This is a genomic window from Anaerobiospirillum sp. NML120449 (assembly GCF_023051105.1).
In the GTDB taxonomy this organism is placed as follows: domain Bacteria; phylum Pseudomonadota; class Gammaproteobacteria; order Enterobacterales; family Succinivibrionaceae; genus Anaerobiospirillum.
Genome location: NZ_JALKIL010000025.1, coordinates 56,257 through 72,567, shown reverse-complemented (window position 1 = coordinate 72,567; position 16,311 = coordinate 56,257). Strand labels below are relative to the sequence as shown.

Genomic DNA, 16,311 nt, shown 5'->3' with positions numbered 1-16,311 from the left:
CACCGAAGGCAGCCATACGACCTACACGGTCAGCATCAGCACCATTGGTGTTACGTACTACGTCCTCGAGGAACCCGTTGTAGGCCTTCTCGTAGGCTACATACTGAGGAGCCTCAGCAGTACCAGTATTTACGGCAACGAAGTTGCTCAGAGGGTTGGCCTGCTTGAACTCTTCAGTAGCATCAGCTGAGTAGGCGATGTTGCCACCTTCAGCGCTAATCATAGGGCTGGCAGTGGCACCAAGCAGAACCTCAGTCTTAGCGCCGTCAACTGCGTTGGCAACTTCGTACCAGTTCTTGTCCTGAGCAGTGTAGCCGATGAGGAAGTCTCTCATTGGCTCAGAAGCTGCGGTAAAGGCAGTATCAACGCGCTTGGTATCCAGCTTGAGGTTATATCCCTTCTCTTCAAGTGCCTTGCCGGCCTCGAGAGTGAAGTACATCAGACCATTGAGGGACTCAACGCGGATGTCATCCTTACCGGTCTCACCCAGAACGGTTACGTTAGCGGCACTGCCCGGAACAGCAGTTTCCGGCTTTGCAGGATTGGTTGCTGGCTTGGCGCCGGCAGTGAACAGATTGATGTTACGGCTCTTGAGGAAGTCCTCACCGGCCAGAACAATCTTACCCTGCTGGGCCTTCTTGCTGTCAGCTGAACGTGGAGCATAAATGGCAGCCTTTGCGCCGGTGAACTCAATAGCGCCATTTACAGCACCATTGCCCAGAGCCAGGATGGAACCATTACCGATGTAGAGATCAGCCAGTTCAGCACCTGATACAGAGTTGTTGCTGTCAGCATCATAGCCATAGGCAAAGGCAGTGCTGCCCTCACGCAGAACAGCTACAGAGTCATCGAGGCGATTCTGACCATCAAGGATGATACGGCCGCTCTTGTGCATGATCTTGCCGTCGATATAAAGAACGTTGGCTACGCCGTCCTTGGACAGAGAGCCGTCAGCATCCTGGTACTGAGCAACGAAGTTCTTAACAGTATCCAGGTTTACGGACTGACCAACACCAAGAGCAGCGTTCTGGCTGACAACTACGTCACCGCTGACTGTACCGGCATCGTTAGCATTGAGCAGGTTGAAAGTGCCTGCACCGAAAGCACCAACTGCAGCTACAGAGGTCTTCATGCCGTACTCAGGGTCTACAGCCATGATGCCGCCATTGAGGTCTACCATCTTGGCGTAGAGATAGCCGGTAGAGCCGGACTCTACAACAGTCTTGCCGTCAGCAGCATATTCGTGCTCAGAACCAACACCAAGGTAGGAGCCTGAACCCAGCTTGATTGCGCCATCAACATTAAGAACAGCGTTATCGAGAACCTCGACACCGTTGTCTACAGCCTTGGACACGTCAATGCCCAGCATGCTGCTTACAGTAGTAGTACCGTTCTTGAAGGTCAGGCCACTGTCCTTGCCAGAAGCGTTCATTAACAGGAAGCTGTTATTGTTACCTGCAAAGACAGTCTCACCGGCAAAGGAAACCTTACCTGCTTCAACGTTACCCTTTAAGGTAGAAACGGAATTGGCGCTGTTAAGGGTAAGGCCGTTTACGGACTTGCTGCCATTAACAACCAGGTCTGCGCCGACTGCAGTGTCTAATGCACCGACTACAAGCTCCTTGTTAACAGTAGTCTTGCCGGAAACCAGCTCCATACGAGTTGATGAATCGCCAGAAACCTGCTCAATAACAGTCTGAGTCTGACCGCCGCTTACCAGCAGCTGGGTCTTTCCAGAGGTTGTATCCCTAAGGTTGATCTTGCCAGCAATACCTCCGTTGTTAAGGTGCAGATAGCCGCCACCCTTAACATTGAGGTTCATGTCTTTGCCTGCAGTATTCACAGCAAAGTGAGCTTCACTTCCTGATGTAATAGGACGGGCATTGTTTAAGGTTGCCTGACCAATCTGGGCAGCAGTTTCAGTATCATCCTTTGCCATCAGGCTGCCTACGTTCTGGCTGATAACATTACTGTTAGTTACACCAGTTACCTGAGCATTCATCAGGTTATCAACCTTGATGTCCTTGAAGTCATTGAACTTGGACAGGTTCTCTACGGAAATCTGATCACCGCTCAGACCACTGTCGGTAAGAGCGCCGCCCACCAGGTGGATAAAGCCGCCGGAAATAGGGGTGGAACCATTACCAGTAAACTCTTTTCTTACAGCAGCAAGCTGGTCAACAGTAAAGGAGTTGTTGTTCAGGTGAGACAGGTCAAGCTCCAGAGTACCGAAGTTGGCAAAGGTTACATGGCCGGTTACCAGATCAACGGCTGCACCGCTTGGCTTGCCTGGCTCCTTATACTGGATGACAGTATCCTTACCTGCACCGCTGAATCCAACGATTGCAGTGCTGAGGGCGTCCTTGCCTATGGAAAGAACAGCATTAGAGCCGTCAATATTGATGTTGCCAGCAATGCTCAGACCAAAGCTTTCTGGAACTTCAGCCTTAGCGGTGCCGCCATTATTGTCAGCTGTAACTTCAGGCTCGTAAGCAACGTACTTACCCTTGACAGTCATCTTACCTTTGATGGTAGCAGTTACAGAGTTGGTTGGGTCACTGCTGTCGGCTGACTGGTAGAACTCGCTGAAGTTAGCCTCACCGCCCTCATTAATTATGAGGCCGGTGCCAGTTGTAGCGCTTGCGCCGATAGTCAGCTTGTTGCCGTTGAATGTGGCAGTAATCTTGTTGCCGTCTTCACCGGTCATGCCTGAACCAATAGTAGCACTACCGCTGTTAATGGTCAGGTCCTGACCTCTCCACTCGCCGGACTTAACATCAAGGGTGCTGCCTTCAGCCATGATGATGTTATAGCCTACAGTGTTACCGGAGGCAGATGCCTCAGGGTCTAACTTGTAGATGCTGGAGCCTGTCTGAACTGGAATAACCTTACCAAGCTGAACCTTGGTTTCTGCCTTGGTAAAGGTCAGGTCAAGCTTGGCTCCGTCGTCAGAAGACAGGTTGTTTAATACAATGAAGTTGCCTGAATCAAGACTGAAGTTGTTCTGCTTGTTGGTACCAGTGTTAAAGCTGGTCAGGGTCAGAGTGCCAGTCTCAAGGGTACCAGCACCTACATTCAGAGCGGTAGCAGTTTGTGCTGCTACCTCTTCAGCGATGGTTATGGAGTCGGCTTTTAAGGTACTGCCATCACCGCTTAGACCAATAGCTTGCACTGTTGCGGAACCAGAGACCAGCTGACCTGGCTTTAATGTAATATTGCCATTTACAGTGGTCATTGCGCCGCTCTGGATTTGGAGCTTAGTGCCGTCTGTAGCAATCAGGTTTGAGACAAGAGACTGTGCTGCACCTTCACTTAAAACAAGAGAGCCGTTCTTTGTTACAGTAATCTCAGCTTTGCTGAAAGTCACATCGTCTTTGCTGAGGTTCGAAAGATCAAGCTCTGCATAGAGAGGGCTTGCAGAGTCCTTACCAATTGAGATACTGCCGCTTGTTGCAGTCAGCTTAGAGCCGGCAGCAAACTTCATAACAGCAACACCGTTTTCTGCAGTGCCAACATTAAGCTTACCTGCTGAAGTAGCTTTGTGGACAGCTATTTCATTCTGAACTGTCCATGTGCCGTTAGCCACATTTAACGTAGAGCCAGACTGAAGAGTCAGTTTCTTGCCGGAAATAGTACCTTCAGTATTCTTAAGCAGAAGAGCTTTTTTCTGGACATTATCATTGCCTGCAGAGATGTAATCTGCTGAAGCTTTGATCTTATTAAAAGATTGCTCACCAAGAGTGATAGTTGCATCGCCTGAGCCAAATGTGGAGGCTACTCCTAAAGTAAGAGCATTGTCGGCCTTGATGGCTGTCTTATTGAAAGTAGCATCGGAATCTCCTGCAACAGTCACACTCTTAGCTTCAAAAGAGTGCTTCTCATTATTGTAGTCGCCGCCGATAGTAAGGTCGCCAGCTGTTCTAAGACCGGCACCAGTTGCAAAACCAATCTTGCTCTTAGCCTTGTCTGCAGTTGGTGCAAGGAAAGAAACAGTATCAGAGGTCAGGTCAACGGAGCCCTCTCCAAGCTCAAGGGTGCCGCCTTCAGCTACAGTAAGAGCCAGGGTACCTGCAATTGCCGCTGCGTTTTTGTCATTAGCCGCATAAACGCTGGCGCCGCCGCTTACCTTAATACTGCCACCACTCTTATGGGTAATGTTGGTCAGAGTGCTGCCAAACTTAAGGGTACCTGCACCCTTTACAGTGACGTCTGCACCTAGATCAAATGTGCCTTTATTAATAACAAACTCGCGTGCTGCAATTGGGCTGCCTTCAACGGTATCGTCAACCAGCGCAGAGTCGCCACTGAAGTTAAATGTTAATGAGTCACCTTCAAGGATTTTAACGGTGCCACCATCCATAGAGCCTTTTACAAGGTTAATGGAAAGTGCAGCTTTCTGAGAGTTGTCACCATCTGTCTCGATATTACCGCCATTAATGGTAAGCTTTGATGCGTTCATTACCAGTGTAGACGTACCTTTTGCGCCTGCTTTGTTGGCGGCAACCTTGGAGTTAGCGCCAAGGGTAATCTGAGTACCCTCTGAAAGCTTTGTCAGACCTGTAAGATCTGTACCGACAGTACCCTTATCTGAAATGGAAAGGATGGATTTATTTGCAGTATCTACGCCTTCGCCACCAAGAGAAATAGTCTTAGCTTTAAAGGTTCCAGCATTGGCGCCTGATCCTTGAACCAGGAGTGTACCGTACTTTACAGTAACATTATCAAACTCTGCAGTGGCGGCACCATCAGCATTTCCAAGAATACTAATGCCAATGCCTGAATTTGCTGCAGCAGCACCTGAAATAGTAAGGTTAGCTCCTGTGAAGCTTGAACTACCAGCAACACCCTTTACAAAGTTACCGTCAGTACCATTGGTTGCAGCGCTACCGCTTTCAATTTTAATATTTCCGGCAAATTTGTTTGTAATTTTTTTTACAATGCCAATTGATGTATAGTCTGCACGGTCTGTATCCGTTGTTTCGCTAACATTCTTACCTGTGATAGTAACTTCTGGCTGAGTGCTGTTCTCACCATCAAATGCCAGTTTACCAGCAGCTGCCTGAGCCTGGCCGGCGGCCAGGGCTGAGGTCAGGATGACGGCAGTTGCGAGGCCCTTTACGTAGGCGTTCTTGTAGATTGCACGATATTGAGCCATCAGGAATTTGATGGCGTTGTTAGAAAGTTTCATCTGTTTCGTATTGAGTTTGAAGTGCGTTCTGTCCCGGGATCCGTGCGCAGGCCTTGCCTGTGCCGGAGTGGGCCGCTTCACTTCAGGGGCAGCCCGGTGGCAGGGGCAGCTGCAACTGTGTTTGTTTGTGATGCTGCCTGCCGGAGGGATGGTTCATCTGGGCAGTTGTTTTGCCGGATGAACCCTGCTGGACAGGATGACCATGGCCGGTGTACTGACGGCGTATGGCCATTGTGTGTCGTGAGCTCACACGGTACCGTGATGCTTTTTTAGTGATATGAGGTGCCGGCATGGGACGCCAGCAGGCTTTGTTGTGCAGTTCGCTGCCAGCTTGCTCTGCCGGGCCAGATTCCGGACGCAATTCGGGACGTAGAAAGTCCTTGTTTTGTATCGCGGGAGTGGTCTTGAGAGCTGTGACAAACAGCCGTAACAGGGGCGGTCGGGACAGCCTGGTCCTGTGCTCGTGCTCGTACTCAAGCTTAATCTCAAGCTTAATCTGGTGCAGAGCATGGGCAATACCTGTAAGGAGTCGCACGTGCTGCTGGGGCAGACGTGTTGGGCAGGCTGTTTTTAAGGGAGGTGTGCTCGTGCCTTATGTGTCAGGCTGAGCTGTGGTGACCGGTCAGCAGTGTCGGCTCAACAGTTGCAGTCGCAGTCACATGGGACTGGACCATGGTTGTGGGCCTTATGCTTGACTTGAGGCTGGAACTGACTTGGTGGGGTACGGTACTGAGTCGCAGGGGACTCGGTGTGAATGTACTGCTGTTCATCGCGGTGATGGGGCAGTACGGCGATGCCGGGAGGCATCTGACAACTACATATTAAGGCAGCCAGAAGATTACAGTTGCAAAGAGTCGTGGCTCATTGCTGGGGTATGTAGTTCCTTCCGGGCCTTATTATCCAGGACGGATATGAAGGGACAGAACATTAACGCAGGCATTCGAAAACAGCCAGGAATGGCTTAAATATCGAATGTGTTCCACGTATTCAGGAACGGTCGCACAAGCAATTTCGCGAAAAAAAAAAAGCATACTTTATGCCAACTTATAGTTCATAAGTAAATATTTTTATTCTTATGGGCTTTGTGTGCTATTTTCTGTTTTTACTTTATGGTTAAGTCAGAATGCAGTTTCATGCCTTAGGCACTGTTTTGATGCATTTTATGGCTATTTTAACAGTGATTATGTGATTTTGCACTGTTTTGTGTCTTGAGCTTTTCCTGTTCCTTGTGACTGGGGCAGTCATCTTCTAGGGTAATTATGCTTTACAAATTATGAAGTAAAGTTGTTTGGCAGGGCGGCGCGCAGCGCCGCCCTGGTTGAGGGGGCTGCTGTATGGGTGACTAAAATAATGACCAGCCGAGGTACTTTTTGACGCGGTTGCTTTTGATGGAGCCGCTCATATTAAAGTATTCCTCGAGGTCATTGGCGTAACAGCACATCTTGGTGGTGAAGCTGCCCTCGTTGTCAAACTTAATGTCCTCAAAACATGATTTGTCTGCAACCCTGCTGGCATAAGTGTAGCGCATCCATAAGTCCTCTCCCGCTTCGTACTTTGCCATGAATTCCTCATCGGTGAGCAACCAGTGCACTTTATCCTTGAGCATGTTTTTGACGGCTGAGCGGACAAGGCGGATATACCAGTCGGTGTATCGCGCATAGAACTGCAGAGCATAATCATGAGCAACGCTGCACGAGTCAGGGTTGTCCTTGTCACAGTCAAGAATATTAATACATGGTCCGAGCCAGTAGTTGTCAAGTGGCCCATCAGTCTGCATAACAAATTTGTTAATCCATGGATTGTGGACGAATGTGCCCAGTGGGCTTTCAAACTCGGCTGGCTTTTTCAGGTAGCGTTCACATGCATTAGTAAGTATGGAGTTTTCAGCCACCTCACCCTTGGACTGACGTATCAGGAAGCAGTCGCCTTTTAAATATGACGGGGCATTTTCTGATGCCCGGCTCAAGACCATACGACAGGTGCAGTTGAGTTTAAAGGGATCTTCAGAGGCAGAGCCGTCAGATTTTCTGTCCACCTTCCAGTAAAGTGCAGGGCTATGCTCCCATGTAATCAGCTCACCCTTATCATTTATCAGAGCGCCAAACCTGGCAGCGCCCTGATAAGTGTCCCTTGTTACAGGTTTACATTCATAAGCTTTTTCATCACCTAAGACAATAACGTCGGTCTCAAATGTCTCTTCTTCAAAGTAAGACTCAAGTTCACTGGACATAATCACTTTTCTCATTCATTTTGAACAGTTGCGGCATCATGCATAACAGCCTGGTCGGTCAGTACCTGGGGGCCTGACTTTATATGTTGAGGCGGGCTTGCTGTTGAGCCAGGTCTACAGCTGAGCCAGGTCTGCATTTGGGTGCAGACACTGGAGGTTTGCTGTGGTTATCTGGGATGATTGCCCTTGGCGAATAGACCTGGCTCCACTGTAGTTAAAGGCCGGAACAGACTGCTGCTGGACCTCTATCAGGTGCTGTTGGGGCGGCAGTCACTACGTGTGGCGCAGCGTGAGCCGCCGATAAGTGGGTGCAGTGTGAGCTGCCGATAAGTGGGTGCAGTGTGAGCTGTCAGCCTGTGGCAGGTCCGTTCTGGTTACATGCACCCTGGGAGCATGGAGCATGGGGCATGGTGCATGGAGCATGAAGCATGGTGCAGGGATGGAAAGGGCGTCGCATTACCATTCGGTCAGTTTTTTAACACGGTTGGTTTTGAGCGAGGCGGTCATGGTGAAGTATCCATCGATATCAACAACTGAGCAGCAAAGCTTTGCAGTTACGTTACCTTGGCTGTCAAAAGAGAGCTCTTCAAACCATGTTTTGTCAAATACGCGGCTGGCATAAGTGCAATGCATCCATCCGCCGTCGTCGTTGTCAATCATCTCTCTGTATTGCTCATCTGTGACCAGCCAGTCCACCTCCTTCTTAAGCAGGTTCGGTATCGCTCTGGAGATCAGCCTGTAATGCCAGTTATAGTAGTTCCCGTAGAACTGCATGGCATAATCAAGCGCCATTTTGCATGACTCTGGACTTTCAGGGTCACACTCAAGAACAGTAATACATGGGCCAAGATAAAACTCTTCTTTTGGCTCTTCAAGCTCCAGTACAAACTTTTCGACCCACGGGTTGAAACGGAAAGTGCCAATTGGGCTTTCCATCTCGGCATGTTTGCCCTTGTAACGATCTGTGGTCGAGACCAGCAGAGGGTTATCAGCCACAATGCCTTTTGACTCACGTATGCAGTAGGTGTTCTTAAACTCTTTTGGAACCTTCTTTTTGGCGCGGCTTACAACCATGCGATAGGTGACAAGAGTGTCATAACGGCGCTCATTGACCAGTCCGAATCTGCCGACTTCCTCTGGCCAGTACAGTACTGGTTTTCTGTGCCATGAGATGACCTGACCATGCTCGTCAATCATAGCTCCAAACTGGGAGTAACAGCCGACATCCTCAGGGTTATCAGGGTTGCGATACACTTCGACCGGATCATCTCCATAATCATATGTTTCACTTCTTATAAGAAAGACATCAGTCTCAAAGGTTTCATCTTCAAAGTACTTTTCAAAGACGCTGGTCATCAGGGAACTCCTTAATATGACGGGGCAGACAAGTTGTACTCATCATGCCCGAATGCAGGTATTTCCCGCTGCTGGTGCTGCAGGGCAGCAGACAGTGGCAGGGTTAAATCTTGTCTTTACTGCTGATGTGCTCATCAGCAGGTGATGAGCCGGCATGGCTGGATCCATGGCCGGGTAATCGGACTTTGCTCCGAAGCCTGGCTCCGCACGGCCTGGCTATAACTTATTGCCAGGCGCTGCATGGCATGGCATGGCATGCCATGGTTGGGTCCGTGGCCATGGCTGGGGCAGGGGACGAACTTTGGACAGGCCCAGGGAGGGCCCTGGCGGACCATGCAATGGTGCGATCAGTTCAGGGTGTCGGGAAGGGCGTCGTGCTCTTTGAGATAGCCGACGAAAGCAGGCAGGGTGGTGCCGGCCTTGCCGTAGAAGGCTTTGTCAAACTGTGAGCGTACGGCGCTTGGTTCAAGGTTGAACTCAATGGTTGGCTTTCTCATGCGGTGGCAGATAGAGACGAAGCCGGCAGCCGGGTAGACCACGCCTGAAGTGCCTATGGAGATAAAGAGATCGCAGTTGAGCAGTACTGACTCAATGGTGTCCATCTGGTAAGGCATCTCACCGAACCACACAATGTCAGGGCGCATGGCCTTGCTGTTACAGTGCGGGCAGACGCTTTGCGTGGTGGAGCGTTCATGAAACTCAATGCGCTTGCCGCAGCGCTCGCAGAGCAGGCTGTTAAGCTCGCCATGCATGTGGATGATGTTCTTGCTGCCGCCGCGCTCATGCAGGTCATCAATATTCTGGGTTATGAGGGTGAAGTTGCCCCCGTTGGCTGTTACATATTGCTCGAGATCGGCAAGGGCCCTGTGTGCTGGATTAGGCTCTTTGGTCTTGAGGCTCTCACGCATATTGTTGTAGAAATCGTGCACCAGAGTTTTGTTGGCCTCAAAGCCCATGTAGGTAGCTACGTCCTCAACTCTGTGGTTCTCCCACAGACCATCTTCGCTGCGGAAAACAGGCACGCCTGACTCAGCTGAAATGCCGGCTCCGGTCAGCACGGCTATATTCCTGAATTGCATATATCCTCCTGATGAAAGTACGGCCCGGCTGTTGTCAGACTTGCTGACGGCAGCGGGCCGTTTGGGCCTGTACTTTGTGCTGCAGGCTTATGGTCACGGCCCAGTGCATGGTCCGGGCTGTGGCCGGTGGCCTGGCGTGCAGGCCTGGCATGGCCGGACAGCCCGGCGCTTTTGCGCGTGGCTGCGCCGGGCTGGTGGCTGGGGATTAGTACTGGGAGCCTACAATCCAGTGGGCCAGGGCGTAGATAGTGTTGCCGGTTGAGCCTGGGGCCAGGTATGGGGAGCTGTCGCTCTGGTAGGCGTTGGACAGGTCAATGTGGGTCCACTTCTGCTCAGGGTTTACAAAGAAGGACAGGAAAGCGGCAGCGGTTGAGGAGCCTGGGGCACCGTCACCGTGGCTGGTGTTGCAGATATCGGCGCGGCGGGCAGTGATGTAGCGCTTGTGGTATTCGCGCATAGGGAGCATCCAGTACTCTTCACCTGTGTAGTCAAAGGCCTGCTGGAGCTGCTCGTCAATGCGGTTTTCACGGCACAGTACGGCACACATGTCACGTCCTACGGCAATCTTGGCAGCACCGGTAAGGGTAGCGGCATCAAGCAGGAAGGATGGCTTCTTCTGACAGGCAAGCAGCAGGGCATCAGCCAGAATCAGACGGCCCTCGGCATCGGTATTGCCAATCTCTACAGTTACATTGTTTGGATAGGTGATGATGTCACCTGGAACCATGGCATTGCCAGAGACCATGTTCTCAGCACATGGCATATAGCAGCGGATGTGCTTGCTGGTACCCATGGTGGCAGCAAGAGCGGTGGCGGCAGCGCAGTAGACGAGGCCTGACTTGTCAGTGCGCATGGTCTCCATGAACTTGGAGCCCTTGAGATCATAACCGCCGGTATCAAAGGCAATGCCCTTGCCTACCAGAGCAATGTCCACGCGGTCCTCACTGGCACCAGGGCCTACGTAATCGATAACAGCAAGGCATGGCTCATGAACAGAGCTCTTGCCTACGGTCTGCAGACCACGGCAGTTGAGATCAAAGAGGCTGTCTCCCTTCTTGTAGAGCTCAAAGCTCATGGTGCCCGAACCGCCAAAGCGCTCAAAGGCACTATTAAGCTCCTTGAACAGGGTCTTGACCAGATCGGTGGTGTGGTACTGATTGTTGGAGCTGTTGGCAAAGATACGGCCAAGGGTAATGAACTCAACATCACGGCGTACAGAGTCGAGAATGGCATCATTGAGGTCAAAGGCTACAGACATGCCGCTGCGCTCCAGACCCTCAGAGTACATGCCAATAACAAACTGGGCAGCACGAATGGCATCGAGGTTCAGGCCATCGGAAGTATCTACAGTGACGCGTACCTTCTTGATGCCCAGAGAACCGACAGTGCGGCCAGCCTTCTGGAAGCAGCGTGCATCAGTGCTGTCCACAAAGACAAGATAGCCGCCAGCCTCAGGAACATAGCCGGTATTTTCCACGAAGGCATCTGAACTCTTGCCCTTTGCAAGGCGTACGTTTAAAAAGGATTCATCAGCTTTGGTGCTGTTAACAATCTCAATCTTAATCATAGAAAAAACCTTATATCCAGGTGGAAAAAACGGCAGCCATGCCCTCATGGCGCCTGAGCGGCGCGGCCATGAGGGCTGGCCTGAAGCTCATCAGACTGCGCATCTGCCTGTACTGCTGGCGCTGCGGCACCTGATGGCGCAACCGCAGTGGCGGGCCGTCATAGCGACTGCTCCCGCCACTGCATGGCAGCATGCACAGCCGCATGGCCTGCATAGGCTGCCAGCCGGCCCCTTTGCCTTGTATTGAATTGCCTGGCCCGGTCAGTCCGGTCTTACGGGCAGGACCTGTATGGCTGGCCGCCCGGGCAATGATGGTTGCAAAGTGGTGGCCTGAATAGCTGCCGGGCATTAGGCCTGCAGGTACGGGGCTGATATAATAGCGGTCGGTCAGCAGTGACCTTATAATGCTGGCGGGCAGCATGTCCGTTCAGCCGGGCTGTTTGCCTTGTGCCTCTGAGCCTTGCGCTGAGCGCCGCTCAGCGAGCAAGGGGAAGTGCGCACTGCGCTCTGGCGCTGTGTGCACTGCCGGCACGCAGCGGCCTGCAGGGGCGCGGCGCGTGAGCGGTGCAGCTTCTATTGTAAGGCTGTTTGAGTCTGATCTTCAGAACAAATGTTTTCATCAGAGGGCTGTGATGTGCAGACAGTCTCTGATTTTTGAGTTTAGTCAAGTTTAGTTGAGTTTTGTTTTATGAGAGTTGCAATTATTGGAACTGGTTATGTGGGCCTGCCAACAGGTGTGGGCCTTGCTGAGCTGGGTCATGAGGTTATCTGTATTGACCGTGAAATCAGCAAGATTGAAAAGCTCAAAGCCGGAGAGGTAACTCTTTATGAGGAGGGCCTTGAAGAGCTCCTGCAGAAAAATTACCAGGCAGGCACCATTTCCTTTACCACCTCCATGAAAGAAGGTATAGCCGGTGCATCCCTTGTGGTAATTGCTGTAGGCACCCCGCCTCATCCTGTAACTCATGAGGCCGATCTGCACTATCTGTACAGCGCCGCAACTGAACTTGCTCAGTGCCTGGACGGCTACACCGTGGTGGCCAACAAGTCCACCGTACCTGTAGGTACAGGTGACAGCGTGGAGTCCATCATCTCCAAGTCCCGTCCTGATGCCCAGTTTGATGTGGTATCCCTGCCAGAGTTTCTGCGTGAGGGCTATGCCGTCTACGATTTCTTCCATCCTGACCGCATTGTGGTAGGTGCCGATACCCAGCGTGCCCGTGATGTGATTGCCCAGCTCTATCAGCCTCTGCTTGAGCGCAGCCCTGATACCAGAGTGCATTATGTCTCCCGCCGTTCCAGTGAGACCATCAAGTACGCCTCCAATTCCTTCCTGGCCGTAAAGATTCATTTCATCAATGAAATGGCCGATTTCTGTGAAAAGGCCGGTGCCAATATTTATGAGGTGGCCGCCGGTATGGGTATGGACAGACGTATTGGTCCTGCTTTCTTAAACCCTGGTCCTGGCTTTGGCGGCTCCTGCTTCCCTAAGGACACCATGGCAATGGACTTCATGGCCCGTCAAAATGATGTGGACATGTCCCTGATTCATGCCACCATCGAGGGTAATAACCGCCGCTTCACCAAAATGGCCCAGCGCATTACTGACAGTATTCCATCATGTGAGGAGGATCCAGTAGTGGGTGTTCTTGGTCTTACTTTCAAAGAGGGCACTGACGACTGCCGTGTTTCCCCGGCCATGCAGATTCTCCAGCAGGTGCTCAAGGCCAATCATCGCATCAGACTGCAGGTCTTTGACCCAAAGGGCATGGAAAATGCCCGCTCTCTGTTTGGCAACAATCTCTCCCGTGTGACATTTATGGACAGTGCCCAGGACGTTGCCACCGGTGCTGATGTGCTGGCCGTACTTACCGAGTGGCCGGAGTTTTCCCGACTCGACCTGCAGGCAGCCCACGCCGCCATGCGCCGTCATGAGCTGGTCGACTGCCGCAACATGCTCGATAAGGAGCATGCCCTTATGGCCGGCTTCAACTACCGTGGCGTAGGCCTCTAACCAGCCAGCCATGCCCTGCCTGGCCATGCCTGGCCGGGCCGCGCACTGCGCCTTGCCATAGCGGGCCTGGCAGGCTGCCATGGACCAGCAAGGGCGGATGGCCTTGCCCACGGCGCCGCCGAAGCGGCGCGGTGGGCGGGTGGCTGTATGCAGTCAGTTATGATTTTGTGAGTATAGTGATGAGAATTCTTGTAACCGGCGGTTCGGGCTTTATTGGCTCCAATCTGGTACGTGTGCTGCTCGCTCAGGGCCACAGTGTTATCTGCCTTGATAACAATTACACCGGCCGTATGAGCAATATTGAGGAGCTGCTGGATAATCCGCGCTTCACCTTTATCAGGCATGATATCTGTAACCCTCTGATATCCTTACCTGAGCTCTGTCCTCAAAAAGGTGTTATTGACCAGATTTACAACCTTGCCTGTCCGGCCAGCCCTCCTGCCTATCAGGGAGCCCATGCCCTTGATACCACCCGTACCTGTACCATTGGTGTATTCAATGTGCTTGAGCTTGCCGTAGCTCATAATGCCACCATCTTGCAGGCCTCAACCTCCGAGGTCTATGGTGACCCGCTGGTACGTCCTCAGCCTGAAAGCTACCGTGGTAACGTCAATACCCATGGCATTCGTGCCTGCTATGACGAGGGCAAGCGCTGCGCCGAAAGTATTTTCTTTGACTATGCCCGTATTTACGGACTGAAAATCAAGGTAATCCGTATTTTCAATACCTACGGTACCTTTATGGACCCTGATGATGGCCGCGTAGTCAGCAACTTTATCTGTCAGGCCCTGCAGGGCAAGGACATCACCATCTATGGTGACGGCCACCAGACCCGTTCATTCTGCTATGTCGATGATCTGGTCACAGGCATGACAGCCACCATGAACTCCCCGGCCGACTTTACCGGTCCTGTTAACCTTGGTAACCCCAATGAGTTCACCATCAGAGAGCTGGCTGAAAAGGTCACAGCCCGTATCAAAAACGGCTCCCAGGTGGTCTACCACGACCTGCCTCAGGACGACCCGCAGTTCCGCTGCCCTGACATTACTCTTGCCAAAACCAGACTCAACTGGGCCCCAACCATCATGCTCGACGAGGGCCTTGAGCGCACCATTGAGTGGTTTGCCCGCTGCCTGAACATCAAGGCCAACTAATCCTCAAAGCTCAACAGCCCAGAACCATGCTCATGCCGAACGACGCTCATGCTGAACCATGCTCATGCAGCCCCTGCATGAGCATGGTTCAGCATGGTAAGGCCCGCATCACGGCAAGGCCATGCTCGCCACCCGGCCATTCCTGCAGGGGAGCCAATGGTCAATAAGCCCGGGCCATGCCCAGCATGGCCCAGCCAGACCACCCGGGAGCGTTCATGCCCATGCCTGGCCAGGTCGGATTTATGGCTGGCAGTGTGCCCGGTTGGGGGCTGGCTACGCGCTGGTGAGGCAGGGCTGCCGCGCGGCTGCGGCGCAGCTGCGCCATGGCTGCGGGGCAGCCGGGGTGAGTTTGCCGGGGCTGGTGCCTGGTCTGTTGTGGAGCAGGGGCTTAGTGGGGAAAATTCGGGTAAAATGGGCATATTCTTAATCACTAACCGTAAGGACTGAACATGCCGCGTATACTCTGGATGTCTCCTTTCAGCCTGCATGACACTTCATCAGGTGCTGCAGTTAACTGCCGTCATATGCTCAAAAGTCTGTATGACAGGGGCTTTGAGGTATGGGCATGCTCTTCATTTATTTTTGATGCCAAAAATGGCGCTCAGGCCTTTGGCGATCTCAAAAAGCTCCTTGATGAGGATGACCATGACGTCTTTGCCTTTGACGAAGACGGCATTCACTATGTCTATACCCGTACCGAGGGTACAGATGAAGCCGACATGACCTTAATGGAATGTCAGCTCTTTTACCGTACCTTCTGCAGCTGTCTGTCTTCATTCAAGCCTGATGTGGTCATTGGTTTTGGTAACAGCCCTCTGGCCATGAACTGCTTTGCCGAAGCCCGTTCACGCTCCATCAGCACAGCTTACATGCTCTCCAACGGTACCTGGTCTACCTATCTCTTCCCTAATATCGATCTTATCCTCACTGATTCCTATGCCAATGCAAGGCTCTATGCTGAGCGCGATGAGATCAATACCGTGCCTGTAGGTGCTTTCTTTGATCTTGAGAGTATTGTCGCTGCCGAGCATCAGAGACGCTTTGTCACCATGGTCAATCCATCTGACTACAAGGGTGTTTCCATCTTTGCCCGTCTTGCCGAGATCTGCCACAAGCGCATGCCTGAGGTCCAGTTCCTTACCGTAAATACCCATGAGCGTTTTACTGAGGTGGTAACCCGCCTGCACACCAAGGGCAATCCTGCCGAGCATCCCTACCATCAGGATGACTTCCCTAATGTCTTCATGGTCGAGCAGCAGGTAGACATGCGCTCTATCTACGCCATCAGCTCAGTAATGCTGGTACCGTCACTGTGGTTTGAGGCCTGGGGACGTACTGCCAGTGAGGCCGTGTTCAACAATATCCCTGTGATTGCAGCCAATACCGGAGGCCTTGCTGAGGCCATTGCCGGAGGCGGTGTATTGCTTGAAACCCCTGAACACTGCCGTGAGGACTACATGAGCCTGCCTGATGATGAGGAAATGGAGCCATGGCTCAATGCCCTTGAGGTACTGCTCAGAGAAAACTTTGATGCCGAACTTGAGGCTGCTCGTGCCCGCCTGTCTCAGGAAAGTGCCGTCAACCGTCTGATTGAGGCTCTGCGGCCTCTGATTGAGCGCACCACCGCTGCCCGCAATCCTGGTAATTCCATGGTCAGCTCGCTCAATGCTCTGTCCAATGACGAGCTTACTGATATCAGCTTTGAGTGATTGCCGGGGGATTA

At 52.1% G+C, this 16,311-nt stretch carries 8 protein-coding genes; 3 read left to right on the top strand and 5 right to left on the bottom strand.

Annotated features, from left to right (window positions below):
• The 5 genes from MXE41_RS08300 to MXE41_RS08280 form a co-directional block, all read right to left on the bottom strand.
• The coding region (locus MXE41_RS08300) for a hypothetical protein (protein ID WP_247100162.1) at nucleotides 1-5,188 on the bottom strand (5,188 nt) is incomplete at its 3' end.
• Nucleotides 5,189-6,530: 1,342 nt separating this feature from the next.
• On the bottom strand, nucleotides 6,531-7,433 hold the full coding sequence (locus MXE41_RS08295; RefSeq protein ID WP_247100161.1) for a hypothetical protein: 903 nt from the start codon (nucleotides 7,431-7,433) through the stop codon (nucleotides 6,531-6,533).
• A 441-nt stretch (nucleotides 7,434-7,874) separates the two neighbouring features.
• Nucleotides 7,875-8,774: a hypothetical protein gene (locus MXE41_RS08290; RefSeq protein WP_247100160.1), complete on the bottom strand. Its 900-nt coding sequence runs from the start codon at nucleotides 8,772-8,774 to the stop codon at nucleotides 7,875-7,877.
• 347 nt (nucleotides 8,775-9,121) lie between these two features.
• Nucleotides 9,122-9,853 (bottom strand): NAD-dependent deacylase, encoded by a 732-nt coding sequence (locus MXE41_RS08285; protein WP_247100159.1) that lies wholly within the window; start codon nucleotides 9,851-9,853, stop codon nucleotides 9,122-9,124.
• 205 nt (nucleotides 9,854-10,058) lie between these two features.
• Entirely contained in the window at nucleotides 10,059-11,420 is a 1,362-nt protein-coding gene (locus MXE41_RS08280; RefSeq protein WP_247100158.1) for a hypothetical protein, read from the bottom strand.
• Between the two features lie 688 nt (nucleotides 11,421-12,108).
• On the opposite strand from MXE41_RS08280, the gene MXE41_RS08275 reads away from it, so the two are divergent.
• From MXE41_RS08275 to MXE41_RS08265, 3 genes are all read left to right on the top strand, one after another.
• Nucleotides 12,109-13,434, top strand: a complete 1,326-nt coding sequence (locus tag MXE41_RS08275) for a UDP-glucose/GDP-mannose dehydrogenase family protein (protein WP_246977584.1) — start codon at nucleotides 12,109-12,111, stop codon at nucleotides 13,432-13,434.
• Between the two features lie 179 nt (nucleotides 13,435-13,613).
• A complete protein-coding gene (locus MXE41_RS08270) occupies nucleotides 13,614-14,588 on the top strand; it encodes a UDP-glucuronic acid decarboxylase family protein (protein ID WP_247100157.1) in 975 nt (324 codons plus the stop codon).
• Between the two features lie 449 nt (nucleotides 14,589-15,037).
• Entirely contained in the window at nucleotides 15,038-16,297 is a 1,260-nt protein-coding gene (locus tag MXE41_RS08265; protein ID WP_247100156.1) for a glycosyltransferase, read from the top strand.
• Nucleotides 16,298-16,311 lie beyond the last annotated feature (14 nt).

Bases quoted from the DNA above. Each gene is read 5' to 3' on its own strand.
- MXE41_RS08295 (WP_247100161.1), bottom strand. From the start codon at position 7,433: ATGAGAAAAGTGATTATGTCCAGTGAACTTGAGTCTTACTTTGAAGAA.
- MXE41_RS08265 (WP_247100156.1), top strand. From the start codon at position 15,038: ATGCCGCGTATACTCTGGATGTCTCCTTTCAGCCTGCATGACACTTCA.
- MXE41_RS08270 (WP_247100157.1), top strand. From the start codon at position 13,614: ATGAGAATTCTTGTAACCGGCGGTTCGGGCTTTATTGGCTCCAATCTG.
- MXE41_RS08275 (WP_246977584.1), top strand. From the start codon at position 12,109: ATGAGAGTTGCAATTATTGGAACTGGTTATGTGGGCCTGCCAACAGGT.
- MXE41_RS08285 (WP_247100159.1), bottom strand. From the start codon at position 9,853: ATGCAATTCAGGAATATAGCCGTGCTGACCGGAGCCGGCATTTCAGCT.
- MXE41_RS08280 (WP_247100158.1), bottom strand. From the start codon at position 11,420: ATGATTAAGATTGAGATTGTTAACAGCACCAAAGCTGATGAATCCTTT.
- MXE41_RS08290 (WP_247100160.1), bottom strand. From the start codon at position 8,774: ATGACCAGCGTCTTTGAAAAGTACTTTGAAGATGAAACCTTTGAGACT.